The sequence below is a fragment of the Kitasatospora sp. NPDC057015 genome, from assembly GCF_042673745.1.
GTDB lineage: Bacteria > Actinomycetota > Actinomycetes > Streptomycetales > Streptomycetaceae > Kitasatospora.
In genome coordinates this window covers 67,467-87,475 of sequence record NZ_JBHUSG010000045.1, presented here as the reverse complement: position 1 = coordinate 87,475, position 20,009 = coordinate 67,467, and the positions used below count along the sequence as shown (strand labels likewise).

Below are 20,009 nucleotides of genomic sequence, written 5' to 3'. Positions count from 1 at the left end.
GGTGCGGGCGGGCCGGACCCGCCGGCCCGCCCGCACCCGCGCGGGGCCGCCCGGTCAGCCCTTGGTGAACTTGACGACGGGTTCGCTGACGCTGCTCTTGGAGAAGGCGACCAGCGAGCCCTCGTCGGTGACCACGAACTCGGTGATGCTGAAGATCAGCGTCCCCGACTTCGGCTTGGCGATCGGGCCGAGTTCGGTGACGGCGCCGTCGGCCTTACCGAGCGTCACCAGCTTGCCCGGCTTGCTGTAGCCGTTGGCGACGACGGCCCGCACCGCGCCGTCCTTGTCGGTGCCCGACACCAGCCGCATGCCCTGCTCGCTGCCGCTGTCCTTCTCCCAGAGCTTCTTGCCGGCGGTGAGGTCGTAGGCCTCGATGGTGGGCTTGCTGCTGGTGCCGCCCTGGACGTACAGGGTGGTGCCGCTGACCACGTTGAGGGTGAAGGCGTCGGAGGAGTCGGAGAACCGCAGGCTGTCGCTGCCGGCCTCCTTGACCGGAACCTTGGCCATCGGCTTGCCGGCGGCGTCGAAGCCCACCACGTAGTCGCCGCCGGTTCCGCCGGACATCGCCAGGACGAGCGGCTTGTCGGAGATCACCTTGCTGAGCCGCTCGGAGCTGCCCTCCAGCGCGAACTGGGCGCCGGCCTTGCCGCTCTCGGCGTCCAGCACCTGCAGCGTCGACTTGGTGGAGACGGTGCTGCCGTAGCAGCGGTCGGTCAGCACGATGGCGGCGCCGGCCGCCCGGGCCCCCGAGGTGCTGCAGCTCTTGTCGCGGGGCTGGTACGCCCAGGCCGGGGTCCCGTCGGCGACGCCGAACGCGCCGAGGGCGGAGCCCGCGCCGACCGCGATGACCTTGTCGGTGATGCTCAGCGTCGGGGAGTAGACCTTCTCGGTGGAGACCTTCTTGGACCAGAGCAGCTTGCCGGTGGCGACCTCGACGGCCCCGAGGGTGGAGCAGTCGCCGTCGCCGGTGTTGAGGGCCACCGCACCGACGCCCTTGCCGTTGGGACCGTACGACATCGCGCAGAACTCCTTGGCGCCGGCCGGCGGGGTCAGCGACCAGGCCTCCTTGCCGTCGGCGCTGTTGTAGGCCCTGATGCCGCTCTCGTCGCCGCGGACGACGAGCTTGTCGCCGCCCCAGATGCCGAGCAGGCCGGAGCCGTGGCCGCCCGCCGCCTTGGGGGCCGCCCAGGCGACGTTGTAGGTCCCGGCCGGACCACCGCCGCCGCCCTTGCCCGTGCGGCCGTCGTCGTCGAACAGGATGACCAGGCCGCCGATGATCGCGACCACCAGCAGGCCGCCGACGATGCCGCCGTACAGCAGGACGGGGTTGCGTCGGCGGGGGGCCGGTGCCGGCGGCCCGGGGTAGCCGTAGGCCTGCTGCTGGGGGAAGGCGGGCCCGGGCTGGGAGTAGGCGGGTCCGGGCGCCTGCGGGGGGTAGCCGTAGCCGCCGGCGGACGGCGGCGGGGTCTGCGGCCGGTAGCCCTGCGGCGTGCCGGCGCCGTACGGGTCGAAGGGGCCGACCGGCGCGCCGGGCGCGGGCAGTGCCTGCTGGGCGTGCTGGGCGGGGAAGGCGGCGGCGGTCGGCTGGTAGGCGTAGTCGGCGCCCGCCGCCGGGGCGGGTGCGGGGGTCCCGGAGGCGGGGGGCGGCACCGGTGCGCCGCCGAGCCGGGTCGGCTGGTCGGCCACGGCGGCCGGGTCGGCCTCGGGCCTGCGGCCGAATGACACCCCCCGCTGTTCCGGTGAACCGCCGGAGGTGTCGCCTGTACCCGGAGTCGGGTGGTCCCCTGCCATGTGATGCCCCGTCATGTATGGATTCGTCCCGTCCTGCGCCTGGTGGGCCCGAGGCTGCTGGGGCGGGTGAGATTGGGGACCATCGTAAGGGGGGCCGGTTTTCCGGCGGCCACAGGTGTGCCGCGCGGGGTACCGTCCCTCGTCGGGCCGGGTGTCGGCAGAAGTTTGCCAATGATGCCCGTTCGGCCTTGACGCCACCTTCCGGTGGTGGGTGAGCTTAGAGTTCAGAAGTTGAAAGTGAACAGTTGGTTGAGGGATCCACATCTTTCGGTGACCCGACCGCTGCCACAACGGACTCCGCCGCAACGGCGCGGCAAGGGCGGGGACGGTCGGGTCCCCGCGCCCTTGGGAGGGTGAATCATGTCGACGGACACACCGGGATCGCAGTCCTCACTGCACCGGGCGAATCTCGAACGAGTGCTGCGAGCGGTCAGAATGGCCGGCTCGCTGACACAGGCGGAGATCGCGCGCAGTACCGGACTATCGGCGGCCACGGTGTCGAACATCGTCCGGGAGCTCAAGGAGAGCGGCACCGTCGTGGTCGCCGACACCTCCTCCGGCGGTCGCCGGGCCCGCAGCGTCTCGCTCAGCGGCGACGCGGGCATCGTGGTCGGCATCGACTTCGGCCACACCCACCTGCGGGTCGCCGTCGGCAACCTGGCGCACCGGGTGCTGGCCGAGGAGAGCGAGCCGATCGACGTGGACGTCTCGGCGCAGCAGGGCTTCGACCGGGCCGAGGCCCTGGTCGACCGGCTGCTCCAGCAGGCCGGGTTCAACCCGGACAAGGTGATCGGCGTGGGCCTCGGCGTGCCGGGGCCGATCGACGTGGAGACCGGCGCGCTGGGCTCCACGGCGATCCTGCCCGGCTGGACGGGCATCGCGCCCGGCCGCGAGTTGGCGGCCCGCCTCGGCATGCCCGTGCACGTCGACAACGACGCCAACCTGGGCGCGCTGGGCGAGCTGGTCTGGGGCGCCGGGCGCGGGCTGGGGGACCTGGCCTACATCAAGGTGGCCAGCGGCGTGGGTGCCGGCCTGGTCATCAACGGCCAGATCTACCGGGGGCCGGGCGGTACGGCGGGCGAGATCGGGCACATCACGCTGGACGAGGCCGGGCCGGTCTGCCGCTGCGGCAACCGCGGCTGCCTGGAGACTTTCGTCGGTTCGCGGTACCTGCTCAATCTCTTGAACGCCAACCTGGGCGGTGACCTCACCCTGTCCAAGGTCGTGCAGCTCGCCCAGCAGGGCGATCTGGGCTGCCGCCGGGTGATCGCGGACGCCGGCCGGCAGATCGGCAGCGGTGTGGCTACGCTCTGCAACCTGCTCAACCCCCGTCGGATCATCCTCGGCGGTGACCTCGCCGAGGCCGGTGAGCTGGTGCTTTCCCCCATCCGGGACTCCGTGGCCCGCTACGCGATCCCCAGCGCGGCCCGCCAGTTGTCGGTGGTTCCGGGCACGCTGGGTGGCCGTGCGGAGGTTCTGGGAGCGCTTGCCCTGGTGATGAGCGAGATGGGCGAATCGGGCGCTCTGGGGCGTACCGGGCATGCTGTGGGCGCTCGGAGCTGACCTGGAGCTACCCCGTTTGGTATCGGGTAAGCGTTCAGGAAGATAACGAAAGGGTTTGGATCCGCCGGAGGTTGGATTTACTTATTGACGACATGTGCCGGGTGCGGGTTGACTCCCTCCCACCTCGCCGCAGCGTTGCGGCAATGTCAGGGAGGCAACCCCCACCATGAACGCAATGATGCGTCGCGCTGTCATCGCCACCGCCGCCGTCTCGATGGCGCTGTCCATGGCCGCCTGCGGCAAGGCCGGCGACGACAAGAAGAGCTCCGACAAGGCCGGCGACACCAAGTCCATCGGCCTGCTTCTCCCCGAGAACGCGTCGTCCACGCGTTACGAGTCCTTCGACAAGCCGTTCATCGAGGCCAAGGTCGCGGCGCTCTGCCCCGACTGCAAGGTCAAGTACAGCAACGCCGAGGGCTCCGCCTCGAAGCAGAAGCAGCAGTTCGACACCCTGATCGCCGAGGGCGTCAAGGTCATCATCCTGGACGCCTTCGACGCCAAGTCGACCCAGTCCTGGGTGAAGGAAGCCGCCGACAAGGGCGTCAAGGTCGTCGCGTACGACCGCCTGGCCACCGGCCCGGTCGCCGCCTACGTCTCCTTCGACAACCAGAAGGTCGGCGAGCTCCAGGGCCAGGCCCTGGTCGAGGCCCTCGGTGCCAAGGCCGCGGACGCCAACATCGTCATGATCAACGGTGACGAGGCCGACCCGAACGCCGCGCTCTTCAAGTCCGGCGCCCACAAGGTGCTCGACGGCAAGGTCAAGAAGGTCGTCTACGAGGCCTCGGGCGAGTGGAAGCCCACCGTCGCCGGCCAGAAGATCGGCACCGCGATCACCAGCCTGGGCAAGGACGGCTTCCAGGCCGTCTACTCCGCCAACGACGGCATGGCCGCGGCGATCATCACCCAGCTGAAGTCCTCGGGCATCAACGTCCCGGTCGGCGGTCAGGACGCGGGCATCGACGCGATCCAGCGCATCGTCTCCGGCGACCAGGCCTACACGATCTACAAGGCCTACAAGCCGCTGGCCGACAGCGCCGGCGAGCTCGCCGTCAACCTGCTGCAGGGCAAGGACGTCAAGTCGATCGCGTCGTCGACCATCGACAGCGACACCGACAAGGGCATCCCGGCCAAGCTGCTGGAGCCGAAGGTCGTCAACAAGGCCAACGTCCAGAGCACGGTCATCGCCGACGGCCTGTACAAGGTCGCCGACATCTGCACCGGCGACTACGCCGCCGCCTGCGCCACCGCGGGCCTGAAGTAGTCAGACCGCCGCGGCGGCCCCCGTCCACGGGGGGCCGCCGCGGCCCTGCGCGCGCAACCCACCGCGCACCCCCTTATTTCTCGCACTACCCCTTCGCGCCCGGGTCCGGCGCGCGTCGGCCGTCCCACCTCCCGTACAGAGGCAGGGCGGGAAGAAGGAGATGGTTCAGTTGACAGGCGCACCCGTACTGGCGTTGCGCGGGGTCTCCAAGCGCTTCGGTGCCGTTCAGGCGCTCACCGACGTTCACCTGGAGGTCCACGCCGGAGAGGTCGTCGCCCTGGTGGGCGACAACGGCGCAGGCAAGTCCACGCTGGTCAAGACGATCGCCGGCGTCCACCCGATCGACGAGGGGTCGATCGAGTGGGAGGGCCGCGAGGTCCGGATCAACCGCCCGCAGGACGCCCAGGCGCTGGGCGTCGCGACGGTCTACCAGGACCTCGCGCTCTGCGACAACCTCGATGTCGTCGGCAACCTCTTCCTCGGTCGCGAGCTGCGCCGCTTCGGCACGCTCGACGAGGTCGCGATGGAGAAGCGCGCCAAGGAACTGCTCGACACGCTGTCGATCCGCATCCCCAGCGTCCGCATCCCGATCGCCGCGCTCTCCGGCGGCCAGCGCCAGGTGGTGGCGATCGCCCGCGCCCTGGTCGGCGACCCGAAGATCGTCATCCTGGACGAGCCGACCGCGGCCCTCGGCGTCGAGCAGACCGCCCAGGTCCTCGACCTGGTCGAGCGGCTCAGCGAGCGCGGCCTCGGCGTCATCCTGATCAGCCACAACATGGCCGACGTCAAGGCCGTCGCGGACACCGTCGCGGTGCTGCGCCTCGGGCGCAACAACGGCGCGTTCGACGTCGCGTCCACCACCCACGAAGAGATCATCTCCGCCATCACCGGAGCCACGGAGAACGCCGTGACCCGGCGTCAGGCACGCATCGCGGAGGTTGCGAAGTGAGCACCAACAAGACCGAGGCCACCGCGGCCTCCGCCGTCAAGGAAGCGCCCTCCCAGGAGCCGGCCGCCACCCCCGCCCCCGCGGTGGACCCGCGCCTGCTGGTGCGCGAGGCGGGCCTGGCCGGCTACGTCGCGGACTTCAAGCGCAAGATCAAGAGCGGCGAGCTCGGCTCGGTGCCGGTCGTCCTCGGCCTGATCCTGATCGCCGCGATCTTCCAGAGCCTGACCGGCAACTTCCTGAACGCGGACAACCTCACCAACATCACGCTGTGGATCGTGGGCCCCGGCCTGATCGCGGTCGGCATTGTGTTCGTGCTGCTGCTCGGTGAGATCGACCTCTCGCTCGGCTCGGTGGCCGGTGTCTCCGCCGCCATCGCCGGCGTGCTCTCGGCGCGTCAGGGCGTCAACGAGTGGCTGTCGATCCTGATCGCGCTGGCCGCCGGCGTGGCCATCGGCGCGCTGCACGGCTTCTTCTTCGCCAAGATCGGCGTCCCCGCCTTCGTGGTGACCCTGGCCGGCCTGCTCGCCTGGAGCGGTCTGCAGCAGTCCGTGCTCGGCGACAAGGGCACCGCCAACGTCGTCAACAACGGCGTGATCGCCGACCTGGACCACTACTTCCTCGGTGACGGCGACATCGCGATCACCTGGATCTTCGCGCTGGCCGGCGTCGCCCTGTTCCTGGTCGGCCAGGTGCTGGACAGCCGTCGCCGCGCCGCGGCCGGCCTGCCGGCCCGCCCGATGAGCGAGATCGGCCTGCGCACCGGTGTGCTGGCCCTGATCGCCGTCGCCGCGGCCTACACGCTGAACCAGAGCCGCGGTCTCCCGCTGCCGCTGGTGATCTTCCTCGGCATCGTGATCGTCACGGACTTCGTCCTGCGCCGCACGTCCTACGGCCGCCAGATCTTCGCGGTCGGCGGTGGCATCGAGGCCGCCCGCCGCGCCGGCATCAACGTCGCCTGGGTCCGGATCTCGGTCTTCATGATCTCGGCCGGCATGGCCGCCCTCGGCGGGCTGTTCATCATGTCCCAGCAGGGTTCGGCCGACAAGGCGCTCGGCAGCGGCAACGTCCTGATGAACTCCATCGCGGCGGCCGTCATCGGCGGCACCAGCCTCTTCGGCGGCCGGGGCAAGACCTGGTCGGCGCTGCTCGGCATCCTGGTCATCCAGTCGATCATCACCGGCCTCGACCTGGTCCACGTCGACCAGGCGATCCAGTACATGATCACCGGCGCGGTGCTGCTCGCCGCGGTCGTCCTGGACTCCGTCTCCCGGCGCACCCAGAAGTCCTCCGGCCGAGGCTGACGCCCGTCCGGAACCAGATGTGAGGCCCGGCACCCGAACCGATCGGGTGCCGGGCCTCGTCCTGTCATGTGCGGTCGCCGACCGTGTCCCATGTCGCAAGGGCCGGGTCCGACTCGGCCCGGGACACGACAACGGCGGGCGCGCCGCTCGGTGTCCGGCAGGCGGACATTAGACTCGACCAGCCGGGACGGACCGACGCCGTCGGTCCGTGGCGCCGGCATGGGCGGCCAAGCCCGTCGGATCCGAACAGATCCGAGTCCGTTCGGACGAAACAATGTACGAGGAGGAACGGGTGGCCCTGCTGACCCGCATTCGGGGACCGCGCGATCTCGACCGGCTCACGCCCGGACAGCTGTCCGCCCTGGCAGAGGAGATCCGCACCTTCCTGGTCGAAGAGGTCTCCAAGACGGGCGGCCACCTCGGACCCAACCTCGGCGTGGTGGAGCTCACGATCGCCCTGCACCGGGTGTTCGACTCGCCGCGCGACCGGATCCTGTTCGACACCGGCCACCAGAGCTACGTCCACAAGCTGCTCACCGGCCGCCAGGACTTCTCCCGGCTGAAGATGAAGGGCGGCCTCTCCGGCTACCCGTCCCGCGCCGAGTCCGAGCACGACGTGATCGAGAACTCGCACGCCTCCACCGTCCTCGGCTACGCCGACGGCCTGGCCAAGGCCAACAAGATCCTCGGCCACCGGGACCGCCCGGTGGTCGCCGTGATCGGCGACGGCGCGCTCACCGGCGGCATGGCCTGGGAGGCGCTCAACAACATCGCCGACGCCCGCGACCTGCCGGTCGTCATCGTCGTCAACGACAACGAGCGCTCCTACTCCCCGACGATCGGCGGGATGGCCAACCACCTCGCCACCCTGCGCACCACCCAGGGCTACGAGCGCTTCCTGTCCTGGGGCAAGGACGCGCTGCAGCGCACCCCGGTGGTCGGCCAGCAGCTCTTCGGCACCCTGCACGGCGCCAAGAAGGGCCTGAAGGACTTCATCGCGCCGCAGGGCATGTTCGAGGACCTCGGCCTCAAGTACATCGGCCCGATCGACGGCCACGACCTCACCGCCCTGGAGTCCGCGCTGACCAAGGCGCGCGGCTTCGGCGGCCCGGTGATCGTGCACTGCCTCACCGAGAAGGGCCGCGGCTACCGCGCGGCCGAGCAGAACGAGGAGGACCGCTTCCACGCGGTCGGCGTCATCCACCCGGAGACCGGCCTGCCGATCAAGTCCTCGGGCAAGGACTGGACGTCCGTCTTCGGCGAGGAGATGGTCGCGCTCGGCCGCGAGCGGGACGACATCGTCGCGATCACCGCCGCGATGCTCCACCCGGTGGGCCTGGCGCCGTTCGCCAAGGCGTACCCGGACCGGATCTTCGACGTCGGCATCGCCGAGCAGCACGCGGCCGTCTCGGCGGCGGGCCTGGCCAGCAACGGCCTGCACCCGGTCGTCGCGGTCTACGCGACCTTCCTCAACCGGGCCTTCGACCAGGTCCTGATGGACGTCGCGCTGCACCGGCTCGGCGTCACCTTCGTGCTGGACCGCGCGGGCGTCACCGGCACCGACGGCGCCTCGCACAACGGCATGTGGGACATGTCGATCCTGCAGGTCGTCCCGGGCCTGCGGCTCGCCGCCCCGCGCGACGCCGACCAGGTGCGCGCCCAGCTGCGCGAGGCGGTGGAGGTCACCGACGCCCCGACGGTGGTGCGCTACTCCAAGGGCAGCGTCGGCCCCGCCGTGCCGGCCGTGGGCAGGGTCGGCGGCATGGACGTGCTCCGCGAGAGCGGCGAGCCGGCCGGCGAGCGCCGCGCCGACGTGCTCATCGTCTCGGTCGGCGCGCTGGCCCCGCTCTGCCTGGAGCTGGCCGGCCTGCTGGACGCCCAGGGCATCACCAGCACCGTGGTGGACCCGCGCTGGGTGAAGCCGGTCGACGCCGCCCTGCCGGGCCTCGCGGCCGAGCACCGGGTCGTCGTCACGGTCGAGGACAATGGGCGGGCCGGCGGCGTGGGTTCCGCGATCGCGCAGGCCCTGCGGGACGCCGACGTGGACCTGCCGCTGCGCGACTTCGGCATCCCGCAGGAGTTCCTCGACCACGCCTCGCGGGCCGAGATCCTCGCCGAGATCGGCCTCACCGCCCCCGACATCGCCCGTCAGGTCACCGCCCTGGTGTCCCGGCTGGCGGCCGCCCCGGTCGAGGCCTGAGCACCCGCGGCGACACTCCGATGACCGTACGCGACCGCTCGGATCGATAATCGTACGGAAGGCGGGACCGGCACTCCTCGTGCCGGCCCCGCCGGGTAGGTTGTCCTTCGTGCCGACCACCAACCGACGACTCGCCGCGCTCACCGAGCCGCTGCTCGCACGTGTGCGCACGGGCTACTGGACGCGGCTGGTCCCGGTCCTGGCACTGCTGGCCGCCGTCACCCACATCCCGTCGTTCCTGCGGCCGGTCTGGAGCCCCGACGAGGGCTTCCTGGCCACCCAGGCCCGGATGCTGGCCGACGGCGGCGTCCTCTACGACACCGTGGTGGACCGCAAGCCCCCGCTGCTGCCCTGGCTGTACGAGGCCTGCTTCACGGTCTTCGGCTCGCTCTCGCTCTGGCCGCTGCGCACCCTCGCGATAGTCGCGCACCTGGTCACGGCGATCATGCTGGCCTCGATCGCCCGCGGACGCTGGGGCGGCTCGACCGCTCCGCCCGCCGCCGAGCGGCCCGGTGCGCCGGCCCCCCCGGCCGGCACCGCGCCGGATCCGCGCACCGGGAGCTCCTCGCTCTCGGCGCCGGCCCGCCCGTCGACCCGGGGCAACCGGGCCGGCGCCGCGGCCGGCGTGCTGTACCTGCTGCTGTCCATCGGACTCTCCCCGGAGGACACCCAGGCGGCGACCTTCGAGGTCTTCATGCTGCCCGCCATGGTCGCCGCCTTCCGGTACGCCGAGCGGCGCCGCTGGCTGGCCGCGGGCATCGCGGTGGCGCTCTGCTCGCTCACCAAGCAGACCGGCGGCGCGGTGATGCTGCCGGTGCTCTGGATGCTGTTCCAGGACAGCCGCAGACGCGGCGTGCGCTGGATGCCGGCCCTGTTCAAGATCGGCTTCGGCTTCGCGCTGCCGATAGCGCTGGTCGCGGTGATCCTCACCAAGCCGAAGGGCTTCCTGTTCTGGGTGGTCACCGGCAGCGGCGACTACGCCTCGTTCGGCGGCGACCTGGTGCAGATGACCGGCCGGGCGCTCGGCAACTCGGCGATCCTGCTCGGCGCCGGCCTCGGCCTGGTGCTGCCGCTCGGCCACCGGCTCTGGCTCAAGTACCGCCGCCGGCCGCTGCCGGCCGCCGGCGAGGAGCGCGGGTCGACCGCCGACCTGTGGGTCTGGCTGCTCTCCTCGGTGGTGGCGGTCAGCGTCGGCTTCCACTTCTTCGGCCACTACTACCTCCAGCTGATGCCGCCGCTGGTGCTGCTCGGCGTCGGCGCGGTCTCCACCTCGGCGATCCGCTGGAAGCCCGTGATGGTCTACAGCACGGTCGCCGCCACCACCTTCTGGGTGCTCGCCGTCGCCTGGCCGGGGGAGCGGCTGGACCGCACCACCGAGGTCGCCACCGCCGTCGCGGCCCAGACCACGCCCAAGGACACCGTGCTGGTCTGGGGCATGCACCCGGAGCTGTACTGGCTGGCCGACCGCCGGCCGGCCACCCGTTACCTGACCGCGGGGTTCCTGACCAACTTCAGCGGCGGCAAGGACGGCGGCCAGAACGTCGGCGAGAAGTACAGCGTGACCGGTGCCTGGCAGACCTTCGACGCCGAGCTGCTGGCCAACGGGCTGCCCGAGATCGTCGTGGACGACTCCGGCCCGGCGCCCTACCAGCCGTTCCTGGTGCCCCGGATCGAGAACCTGCTGGAGACCCACTACGAGATGGTCGGCGTCTTCACCGACACGGTGGTCTACCGCCTCAAGCGTTAGAGCCTCCCCGCCCGGCCGCCGGCTGATCCACTCGCCGCCTCCCGGAATGCTGCTTATGGTGATCGCATCATCACGCAGAGCCCCCGGTCCGGGGCCCCTGGTGACCTGTGAGCCGGACCGCGGGGGCCGATCGAGGAGGACACTCCAGTGACTACAGCCCGTGACATCATGCACGGTGGTGCCCAGTGCGTCCGCGCCGACCAGAGTCTGGCCGACGCCGCCCGGATGATGCGCGACATGGGGGTGGGCGCGCTGCCGATCTGCGGCGCGGACCAGAAGCTCAGCGGCATCATCACCGACCGGGACATCGTGGTGCGATGTATCGCCGAGGGCAAGGACCCGTCGATGATGATGGCCAAGGACCTCGGCGGGCACCTGCACTGCGTGCGAGCCGACGACGACATCGACGTGGTGCTCAAGAAGATGGAGCAGCACCAGATCCGCCGGATCCCGGTGATCCACGAGGAGCAGCTGGTCGGCATGATCAGCGAGGCCGACATCGCGATGGGCCACCGGGAGGGCAACCACCTCACCGACCGGCAGATCGTCGAGTTCATGGACAGCGTCTACATGAAGCGCTGACCCCGGCGCCCCGGCCGGCCCCCTGCGCAGCCCCTGACGGCTGTACGAGGCGCGGGTCGGCGGTCCGGGCCCGGGCGGTGCCCGCGGCGGCCCCTGACGGCCGCGTGGCGCGGAGCGCCCGGCCCGGCGGCCGGGGAGACGACAGGAGCGCCGGTGACCACCCGCGAGGGGGTCACCGGCGCTCCGCCGTACGGTGCCGCGTCAGGCTCAGGCCGGGACGGAGGCCAGGCCGGGGGCCAGGAACTTCTTGCCGTTCACCCGCTCGGAGACGCCCTCACGGTCCAGGTACGGGGTGATCCCGCCCAGGTGGAAGGGCCAGCCGGCGCCGGTGATCATGCAGAGGTCGATGTCCTGCGCCTCGCCGACGACGCCCTCGTCGAGCATCAGGCCGATCTCCTGCGCCACCGCGTCGAGGGCGCGGGCGAGCACCTGCTCCTCGGTCAGCACGGTGTCGCCGAACGACAGCAGCGCCAGGACCTCGGGGTCCAGCACCTGCTGGCCGTCCTGCCAGACGTAGAAGCCGCGCTTGCCGGCCTTGACCAGCTTGCCGAGGTTCTCGGAGACGGTGTACCGCTCCGGGAAGGCCGCGGCCAGGGTCTCCGACACGTGCAGGGCGATGGCCGGGCCGACCAGCTCCAGCAGCACGATCGGGGACATCGGCAGGCCGAGCGGCAGCACGGCCTTCTCGACGGTCTCGATCGGGGTGCCCTCGTCGATGGCGCCCTGGATCGCGTCCATGAAGCGCAGCAGGATCCGGTTCACCACGAACGCCGGGGCGTCCTTGGTCAGGACGGCCGTCTTCTTCAGCTTCCGGGCGACCCCGAAGGCGGTGGCCAGCGAGGCGTCGTCGGTCTCCTCCGCCCGGACGATCTCCAGCAGCGGGAGGATCGCGACCGGGTTGAAGAAGTGGAAGCCGACGACCCGCTCGGGGTGCTTCAGCTTGGACGCCATCTCGGTGACCGAGAGGGAGGAGGTGTTGGTGGCCAGCACGCAGGTCGGCGAGACCACGGCCTCCAGGTCGGCGAAGACGTTCTGCTTGACGCCGATCTCCTCGAAGACGGCCTCGATCACGAAGTCGGCGTCGCCGAAGGCCGCGGCCTTGTCGAGCGAGCCGGTGACCAGGCCCTTGAGGCGGTTGGCGTTGTCCGGGTTGATCCGGCCCTTGGCCAGCAGCTTGTCGACCTCGGCGTGGACGTAGCCGACGCCCTTGTCGACGCGCTCCTGGTCGATGTCGGTGAGGACCACCGGCACCTGGAGGCGGCGGGCGAACAGCAGCGCCAGCTGGGAGGCCATCAGGCCCGCGCCGACGACGCCGACCTTGGTGACCGGGCGGGCCAGCGCCTTGTCCGGCGCGCCGAACGGACGCTTGGCCCGGCGCTGCACCAGGTTGAAGGCGTACAGGCCGGCCCGCAGCTCACCGCTCATGATGAGGTCGGCCAGCGCCACGTCCTCGGCGTCGAAGCCGGCCTGCAGGTCGGCGTCCTTGACCTGCTGGATGATGTCCAGCGCCTTGTAGGCGGCCGGGGCGGCGCCGTGCACCTTGGAGTCGGCGATCAGGCGGCCCCAGGCGACGGCGTCGTCCCAGGCCTTGCCGCGGTCGATCTCCTCGCGCTCGACGGCGGTCGCGCCGGTGAGCACCTTGGAGGCCCACAGCAGCGACTGCTCCAGGAAGTCGGCCGGCTCGAAGATCGCGTCGGCGATGCCGAGGTCGAAGACGTCCTTGCCGCGCAGCTGCTTGTTCTGGCTCATCGAGTTCTCGATGATGACCTTGATCGCCTTGGACGGGCCGATCAGGTTCGGCAGGATGGTGCAGCCGCCCCAGCCGGGGACGAGGCCCAGGAAGACCTCGGGCAGCGAGAACGCCGGGACGCCGGTGCTGACCGTGCGGTAGCTGCAGTGCAGGCCGACCTCGACGCCGCCGCCCATCGCCGCGCCGTTGTAGAAGGCGAAGCTGGGGACGGGCAGCGCGGCGATCCGCTTGAAGACGTCGTGACCGCCCTTGCCGATGGCGAGTGCGTCGCTGTGCTCCTTGAGCACCTCGACGCCCTTGAGGTCGGCGCCGACCGCGAAGATGAACGGCTTGCCGGTGATCGCGACGGCGACGATCGCGCCCTCGGCGGCCTCGGCCTCGACCTGGTCCAGCGCCTCGGACAGCTTGGCCAGCGAGCCCGGGCCGAAGGTGGTCGGCTTGGTGTGGTCGAAGCCGTTGTCCAGGGTGATCAGCGCCAGCCGGCCGGCCTGCAGGGGCAGGTCCAGGTGGCGTACGTGCGCCGAGGTGACGACCTCGCCGGGGAACAGCTCGGCGGCGCGCTTCAGCAGCTCAGTGGTGCTCACGTTTACTTACCACCCTCGAAGTGCGGGTTCTCCCAGATGATGGTGCCGCCCATGCCGAAGCCGATGCACATGGTGGTGAGGCCGTACCGGACGTCCGGACGCTGCTCGAAGCGGCGGGCCAGCTGGTTCATCAGGCGCACGCCGGAGGAGGCCAGCGGGTGGCCGAACGCGATCGCGCCGCCGAACGGGTTGACCCGCTCGTCGTCGTCCGCGATGCCGTAGTGGTCCAGGAAGGCCAGCACCTGGACGGCGAAGGCCTCGTTGACCTCGAAGGCCTGGATGTCGTCGATCGTCAGACCGGCCTTGGCCAGCGCCTTCTCGGTCGCCGGCACCGGGCCGATGCCCATGACCTCGGGCTCGACACCCGCGAAGGCGTACGAGACCAGGCGCATCTTGACCGGGAGGCCGAGCTCCTCGGCCACGTCCTCGGCGGCGAGCAGCGAGGCGGTGGCACCGTCGTTCAGACCGGCCGAGTTGCCCGCGGTGATGTTGCCGTGCGGGCGGAACGGGGTCTTGAGGCCGGCCAGGGACTCCATCGTGGTGCCCGGGCGCATCGGCTCGTCCGTGGTCGCCAGGCCCCAGCCGGTCTCGCCGGCGTCGGGGTTGCTGTTGCGGATCGAGACCGGCACCAGGTCCGGCTGGATGTCGCCGTTGGCGTACGCCTTGGCGGCCTTCTCCTGCGAGCGCACCGCGTAGGCGTCGCAGCGCGCCTTGGTGATGTGCGGGAACCGGTCGTGCAGGTTCTCCGCCGTCATGCCCATGAACAGCGCGGACTCGTCGACGAGCTTCTCGGAGACGAAGCGCGGGTTCGGGTCGACGCCCTCACCCATGGGGTGGCGGCCCATGTGCTCGACACCGCCGGCCACGACGACGTCGTACGCGCCGAAGGCGATGCCGCCCGCGGTCGCGGTGACGGCGGTCAGGGCGCCGGCGCACATGCGGTCGATCGAGTAGCCCGGGACGGACTTCGGCAGACCGGAGAGCAGCGCGGCGGTGCGGCCGATCGTCAGGCCCTGGTCGCCGATCTGCGTGGTGGCCGCGATCGCGACCTCGTCGATGCGCTCGACGGGCAGGCTCGGGTTACGACGCACGAGTTCCCGGATGCACTTGACGACCAGGTCGTCGGCGCGGGTCTCGTGGTAGATGCCCTTCGGGCCTGCCTTGCCGAACGGGGTGCGGACGCCATCGACAAAGACGACATCCCTCGCGGTACGAGGCACGGGGGCTCTCCTCCCAGGGACCAACGGATGATTGGGCAGGCCGGCGTGGTCAACGGCGGCGGCGCTGCTTCACGGCCATGCTACCCGCCGGTAACTAACTTGCCCAGGCCCAGCACCCCGATGGCGGGGTGTGTCCCCCGCCACGTTCCCCGATCGACCCCGGCCCGCCCCGCCGCCACGCGGGCCACCCGCGCCGGGCCCGCCCGCGGCGCCGCCCGGACCCGCTCACGAAGAAGGACGGGGACGCCGTCACGGCGTCCCCGTCCTCCCGGTGATCACGCACCCGCTCACGGCGCGGGCTGCTCCGGCTGCTCCTCGGCGGGCGGCTGCTCGGCCGGCTGGGTGGCGGCCCTGACGAAGGCCGCGGCCACCACCGGGGCGACCAGGTCCACCTGCCACTGCCGGGCGCCCAGCGCGCGCAGCGCGGCCCCCACGTTCTCCGCCGTCGGGCCCGCCGGCGGCTCCCAGGAGACCCGGCGCACCAGGTCGGGAGTGATCAGGTTCTCCGGCGGCAGACTGTGCTTCTCGGCCAGCTCGCCCACCGCGGCCCGCGCCCCGGACAGCCGGGCGGCGGCGACCGGGTCCTTCTCCGCCCAGGCGCGCGGCGGCGGCGGGCCCTCGTGCGGGGCGGACGGCGGCGGCAGCTGCGCCTCCGGGATCTCCCGGGCGCGCTGGACCGCGGCCAGCCACTGCTCCAGCTGGCGCCGGTGCACCCGGGGGCCGAAGCCCTGGACGGCCTGCAGGGCGGCGAGGTTCAGCGGGACGGCCAGCGCCGCGTTGACGATCGCGGCGTCCGACAGCACCCGGCCGGGGGACACGTCGCGGTCCTGCGCCATCCGGTCCCGGGCCAGCCAGAGTTCGCGGACGACCGCCAGCTGCCGGCGCCGGCGGACCTTGTGCAGCTGCGAGGTGCGGCGCCAGGGGTCGACCCGGGGGGCCGGCTTCGGGGCGTTCGCGATCGACGCGAACTCCTCCATGGCCCAGCCGAGCTTGCCCTGGGCGTCCAGCTCCCGTTCGAGTGCGTCCCGCAGCTCGACCAGCACCTCGACGTCCAGGGCGGCGTAGCGCAGCCACGGCTCGGGCAGCGGGCGGGTGGACCAGTCCACCGCCGAGTGCTCCTTCGCCAGCGTCAGGCCCAGCACGCTCTCGGTCATCGGCCCCAGGCCCACCCGGGGGAACCCGGCGATCCGGCCGGCCAGCTCGGTGTCGAACAGCAGACGCGGCTTCATGCCCACCTCGGCCAGGCACGGCAGGTCCTGGGTGGCCGCGTGGACCACCCACTCCGCGTCGGCCAGCGCCTCGCCGAGCCCGCTGAGGTCGGGACAGGCGATCGGGTCGATCAGCGCGGTGCCGGCCCCGGCACGCCGCAGCTGGATCAGGTACGCACGCTGCCCGTAGCGGTAGCCGGAGGCCCGCTCGGCGTCCACGGCGACCGGCCCGGTACCCGCCGCGAACGCGGCGACGGTCGCGGCGAGAGCCTCCGCGTCCGTCACGACCGGGGGGATTCCCTCCCGCGGTTCGAGGAGCGGGACCGGGGCTGTCTCTTCTGGGATGGCTGCTACGGCGTCGGTCACCCCCCAAGGGTACGACGACCCCCGCCGGCGGGAGTGTTGTCGGACTGGTCAGACCGCGTTCAGGGATATGCCACCGGAAATCCGGTTGATCGCCTTCCGCCACCGACCGCCGCGATCGGACCGCCCCACCCCACCCAGAGGCCCCACGGGCCCCCGAAATCCGGGCAAGGCGGCCCCGGAGGCCCCGACCCGGTACACCCTGTCCTGATCGCTGCCGGGGAACGGCACCGAACCGCCGCCCCCGACTCCGTACGGCCCCGCCCTGACCCGACCCCCCACGCCCTTGTCCTGACCCGACCCCGTACGGACCGCGTCCGAGCCAAAGGGGCCCGCCGGTGCCGAAAGGAAGAGAGCGAGGAAGCGACCGACGAAGGAGGGAGTGCGGGAGCGACGACCGTCGGCGCCGGGTCGGAGGGCCCCGGCGGCGAGAGACGCCCAAAAAAGAGGCGACCCGGAGGAAACGTTCCTCCGGGCCGCCGCCGCGGTCGTGCGGGTGGGTCAGTGGATGATGCCGGTGCGCAGCGCGACCGCGACCATGCCGGCCCGGTCGCCGGTGCCCAGCTTGCGGGCGATCCGGGCGAGGTGGCTCTTCACGGTGAGGGCGGACAGGCCCATGGCGACTCCGATCGCCTTGTTGGACTGGCCCTCCGCCACCAGTCGCAGGACCTCGACCTCGCGGCCGGAGAGCTCCCGGTAGGCGGACTGCTGCGTCCCGGGCGCACCGGGAGCACCCGGGGCGCCGGGAGCTCCGGCCGTTCCGGGGACTCCCGACATGCCGGGGCGCCGCATCCGGCCGGCGAGGCCGCCGGCTCCGATGGGTAGGCCGGGTCGACCCGGCATGGCGATGTTGGTACGGGTACCGGTGACCACGTAGCCCTTGACGCCGCCGGCGAGGGCGCTGCGGACCGCGCCGATGTCGTCGGCGGCGGAGAGCGCGAGACCGTTGGGCCAGCCCGCGGCGCGGGTCTCGGCGAGGATGGTCAGCCCGGAGCCGTCCGGGAGGTGGACGTCTGCGACGCAGATGTCTCGGGGCGTGGAGACCCGGGGGCGGGCCTCGGCGATCGAGGAGACCTCGATGACGTCCCGGACGCCGAGCGCCCACAGGTGGCGGGTGACGGTGTTTCGGACTCGGGGATCAGCGATGACCACCATGGCGGTGGGCTTCGTCGGACGGTAGGCGACCACGTTTGCGGGGTGCTCAAGAAGGACCGACACCAGGCCTCCTGCGGGGAGTGGCGGACGGAACCCCGATGGGGCGGTCGGAGTGTTCCGCGTTTGGAAAGGGTCACAGTCTGCTTCGGCAACAACCGTGCCCGGCTTTAGCGAAAGATCACGATTTAGTGAGTAACAATACGGACAAACCGCGCGGAGGACTGATGCGACATGCTTCGAAATCGCACAAAATCGATCAGTTTCTGGCATGCCTTGATCGACTCGCGTCGGTGAATTGACGGAGAACGGGGCGGAAGTCACACTCCGTCAGCCTTGGGAGTGGCTTTTGCCGAGGTCGGGCCACCTGCGGCCGGGCGTCACTCCTCAGTGCGAACGCGGACGGCGCCGCGCGGGCATCGGGACCACTCCACCGAGTGACGGGGTGTCCGGGGAGTTCTGCGGCGAGGAGGGCACGGGCGGCAGGCCGGCGCTCGCGCAGAGCAGCTCGCCCCAGGCCGCCAGGTGCCGTTCGAAGCGCCCGTCGGAGGGCGTCCAGGACGCCCGGATCTCGATCTCGGTCGAGGACGGCCGGTCCGCCAGCGCGCCGAAGTACTGCGAGGCGCACCTGGTGACCGTGCCGCCCGCCTCCGCGTAGCCGGCGCCGTGCGCCTGCAACGCGTCCAGCAGCCAGGCCCAGCCGACCTCGGACAGCATCGGGTCGCCCGCCATCTCCGGCTCCAGCTCGGCCCGGGTCATCGTGACCACCCGGAAGTCGCCGTGCCAGGCCTCCTGGCCCGCGGGGTCGTGCAGCAGCACGATCCGACCGTCCGCCAGCTCCTCGCCGTCCACCTCGACCGCCGCGGTCAGCGCGAACGCGTACGGGGCCAGCCGGCGCGGTGCCGGGGCAGGGGAGAGCTGCACCTCGGGCCGGAGCCTCGCTCCGCTCAGCGCCTCGACCGCCTCGCGGAACTCGATCGGCGCCGACTCCTTGCCCGTTCCTCCACCTTGTGCGGGGTGCCCGCCGACCGCTGCCATGACCCGAAGACTAGGTCGGACGGCGCCGCAATTCCCGCAACTTCCGTTTGTGCGGCGTGCCGAGGCCCGTTCGGAGGGCAATGTTGGAGCTTCGTACCACCCGGGGGCGGGGAGTCGCGGCCGGGGGCGTGCGAAGATTTGGACCGTGAGCGAGACAACGGCAGACACCACCGGTCAGCAGCCCTCCGTGCGCCGCGGCGCCGCGTACGACTCAGCGTTCCTGCGCGCGTGCCGGCACGAGCCGGTGCCGCACACCCCGGTGTGGTTCATGCGCCAGGCCGGGCGCTCGCTGCCGGAGTACCTCAAGGTCCGCGAGGGCATCCCCATGCTGGAGTCCTGCATGCGGCCCGAGCTGGTCAAGGAGATCACCCTCCAGCCGGTGCGCCGGCACCGGGTGGACGCCGCGATCTTCTTCAGCGACATCGTCGTCCCGCTCAAGGCGATCGGCATCGACGTCGACATCAAGCCGGGCATCGGCCCGGTCATCGCCGACCCGATCCGCACCCGCGAGGACCTCAAGCGGCTGCGGAACCTGGAGCCCGACGACGTCCCCTACATCACCGAGGCGGTCGGCCTGCTCGTCGACGAGCTCGGCTCCACCCCGCTGATCGGCTTCGCGGGCGCCCCGTACACGCTGGCCAGCTACCTGGTCGAGGGCGGGCCGTCGAAGAACCACGAGAACACCAAGGCCATGATGTACGGCCAGCCGGAGCTGTGGGCCGAGCTGGTCGACCGGCTCGCCGACATCACCTCCGCCTTCCTCAAGGTGCAGATCGAGGCCGGCGCCTCGGCCGTCCAGCTGTTCGACTCCTGGGTCGGTGCGCTCGCCCCGGACGACTACCGCCGTTCCGTCATGCCGTCCAGCACCAAGGTCTTCGACGCCGTGGCCGGGTACGGGGTGCCCCGGATCCACTTCGGGGTCGGCACCGGCGAGCTGCTCGGGCTGATGGGCGAGGCCGGCGCCGACGTGGTCGGGGTCGACTGGCGGGTGCCGCTGAACGTCGCCGCCGAGCGGGTCGGCCACGGCAAGGCCCTGCAGGGCAACCTCGACCCGGCCGTCCTCTTCGCCCCGACCCACGCGGTGGAGACCAAGGCCCGCGAGGTGCTGCACGCCGCCCAGGCGCTCGGCACCAGCGGCCACATCTTCAACCTCGGCCACGGCGTGCTGCCGAGCATGGACCCGGACGCGCTCAGCCGCCTGGTCGCCTTCGTGCACGAGGCCAGCGCGCGCTGACCCGCCGGCGGTGCCGGGCGGCGGGCCTCACGGTCGGCCGCCCGGCCCACTGATGATCACCGCCGT

The 20,009-nt window shown here is 71.6% G+C and carries 14 protein-coding genes; 8 read left to right on the top strand and 6 right to left on the bottom strand.

Annotated features, from left to right (window positions below):
* Positions 1–54: 54 nt before the first annotated feature.
* Complete coding sequence (locus ACFTWP_RS32190) at positions 55–1,725, bottom strand: PQQ-binding-like beta-propeller repeat protein (RefSeq protein ID WP_380268492.1); 1,671 nt, start codon at positions 1,723–1,725, stop codon at positions 55–57.
* A 426-nt stretch (positions 1,726–2,151) separates the two neighbouring features.
* On the opposite strand from ACFTWP_RS32190, the gene ACFTWP_RS32185 reads away from it, so the two are divergent.
* The 7 genes from ACFTWP_RS32185 to ACFTWP_RS32155 all read left to right on the top strand — a co-directional run bounded on the left by ACFTWP_RS32185 (position 2,152) and on the right by ACFTWP_RS32155 (position 11,394).
* The gene (locus tag ACFTWP_RS32185; protein ID WP_380268491.1) at positions 2,152–3,354 is read left to right on the top strand and encodes an ROK family protein; all 1,203 of its coding nucleotides are present in this window, start codon (positions 2,152–2,154) and stop codon (positions 3,352–3,354) included.
* Between the two features lie 166 nt (positions 3,355–3,520).
* The gene (locus ACFTWP_RS32180; RefSeq protein ID WP_191292523.1) at positions 3,521–4,615 is read left to right on the top strand and encodes a sugar ABC transporter substrate-binding protein; all 1,095 of its coding nucleotides are present in this window, start codon (positions 3,521–3,523) and stop codon (positions 4,613–4,615) included.
* Between the two features lie 169 nt (positions 4,616–4,784).
* On the top strand, positions 4,785–5,564 hold the full coding sequence (locus tag ACFTWP_RS32175; RefSeq protein WP_380268490.1) for an ATP-binding cassette domain-containing protein: 780 nt from the start codon (positions 4,785–4,787) through the stop codon (positions 5,562–5,564).
* The gene (locus ACFTWP_RS32170; protein ID WP_380268489.1) at positions 5,561–6,865 is read left to right on the top strand and encodes a sugar ABC transporter permease; all 1,305 of its coding nucleotides are present in this window, start codon (positions 5,561–5,563) and stop codon (positions 6,863–6,865) included. The genes ACFTWP_RS32175 and ACFTWP_RS32170 overlap by 4 nt, the downstream gene beginning before the upstream one ends.
* A 274-nt stretch (positions 6,866–7,139) precedes the next feature.
* Positions 7,140–9,065 (top strand): 1-deoxy-D-xylulose-5-phosphate synthase, encoded by a 1,926-nt coding sequence (gene dxs, locus ACFTWP_RS32165; protein WP_380268488.1) that lies wholly within the window; start codon positions 7,140–7,142, stop codon positions 9,063–9,065.
* A 109-nt stretch (positions 9,066–9,174) separates the two neighbouring features.
* Positions 9,175–10,812, top strand: a complete 1,638-nt coding sequence (locus ACFTWP_RS32160) for an ArnT family glycosyltransferase (RefSeq protein WP_380268487.1) — start codon at positions 9,175–9,177, stop codon at positions 10,810–10,812.
* Between the two features lie 147 nt (positions 10,813–10,959).
* A complete protein-coding gene (locus ACFTWP_RS32155) occupies positions 10,960–11,394 on the top strand; it encodes a CBS domain-containing protein (protein ID WP_380268486.1) in 435 nt (144 codons plus the stop codon).
* A gap of 207 nt (positions 11,395–11,601) precedes the next feature.
* Here the strand turns inward: ACFTWP_RS32155 and ACFTWP_RS32150 are convergent, their stop codons facing one another.
* The 5 genes from ACFTWP_RS32150 to ACFTWP_RS32130 all read right to left on the bottom strand — a co-directional run bounded on the left by ACFTWP_RS32150 (position 11,602) and on the right by ACFTWP_RS32130 (position 18,709).
* Positions 11,602–13,728 carry a 3-hydroxyacyl-CoA dehydrogenase NAD-binding domain-containing protein gene (locus ACFTWP_RS32150; protein ID WP_380268485.1) on the bottom strand — a complete coding sequence of 709 codons (2,127 nt, stop codon included), beginning with the start codon at positions 13,726–13,728 and terminating at the stop codon, positions 11,602–11,604.
* Positions 13,729–13,730: 2 nt separating this feature from the next.
* Positions 13,731–14,948, bottom strand: a complete 1,218-nt coding sequence (locus ACFTWP_RS32145) for a thiolase family protein (protein ID WP_380268484.1) — start codon at positions 14,946–14,948, stop codon at positions 13,731–13,733.
* A 287-nt stretch (positions 14,949–15,235) separates the two neighbouring features.
* The gene (locus tag ACFTWP_RS32140) at positions 15,236–16,522 is read right to left on the bottom strand and encodes an HRDC domain-containing protein (protein ID WP_380268483.1); all 1,287 of its coding nucleotides are present in this window, start codon (positions 16,520–16,522) and stop codon (positions 15,236–15,238) included.
* Between the two features lie 498 nt (positions 16,523–17,020).
* Complete coding sequence (locus ACFTWP_RS32135) at positions 17,021–17,737, bottom strand: LuxR C-terminal-related transcriptional regulator (protein WP_380268482.1); 717 nt, start codon at positions 17,735–17,737, stop codon at positions 17,021–17,023.
* A gap of 321 nt (positions 17,738–18,058) precedes the next feature.
* Positions 18,059–18,709: a DUF3000 domain-containing protein gene (locus tag ACFTWP_RS32130; RefSeq protein ID WP_380268481.1), complete on the bottom strand. Its 651-nt coding sequence runs from the start codon at positions 18,707–18,709 to the stop codon at positions 18,059–18,061.
* A 145-nt stretch (positions 18,710–18,854) separates the two neighbouring features.
* On the opposite strand from ACFTWP_RS32130, the gene hemE reads away from it, so the two are divergent.
* Positions 18,855–19,943, top strand: a complete 1,089-nt coding sequence (hemE, locus tag ACFTWP_RS32125; RefSeq protein ID WP_380268480.1) for a uroporphyrinogen decarboxylase — start codon at positions 18,855–18,857, stop codon at positions 19,941–19,943.
* The last annotated feature ends 66 nt before the right edge of the window (positions 19,944–20,009 follow it).

Excerpts from the sequence above, each read along its gene's own strand:
- ACFTWP_RS32185 (WP_380268491.1), top strand. The coding sequence starts at position 2,152 with ATGTCGACGGACACACCGGGATCGCAGTCCTCACTGCACCGGGCGAAT.
- ACFTWP_RS32180 (WP_191292523.1), top strand. The coding sequence starts at position 3,521 with ATGAACGCAATGATGCGTCGCGCTGTCATCGCCACCGCCGCCGTCTCG.
- dxs (WP_380268488.1), top strand. The coding sequence starts at position 7,140 with ATGTACGAGGAGGAACGGGTGGCCCTGCTGACCCGCATTCGGGGACCG.
- ACFTWP_RS32130 (WP_380268481.1), bottom strand. The coding sequence starts at position 18,709 with ATGGCAGCGGTCGGCGGGCACCCCGCACAAGGTGGAGGAACGGGCAAG.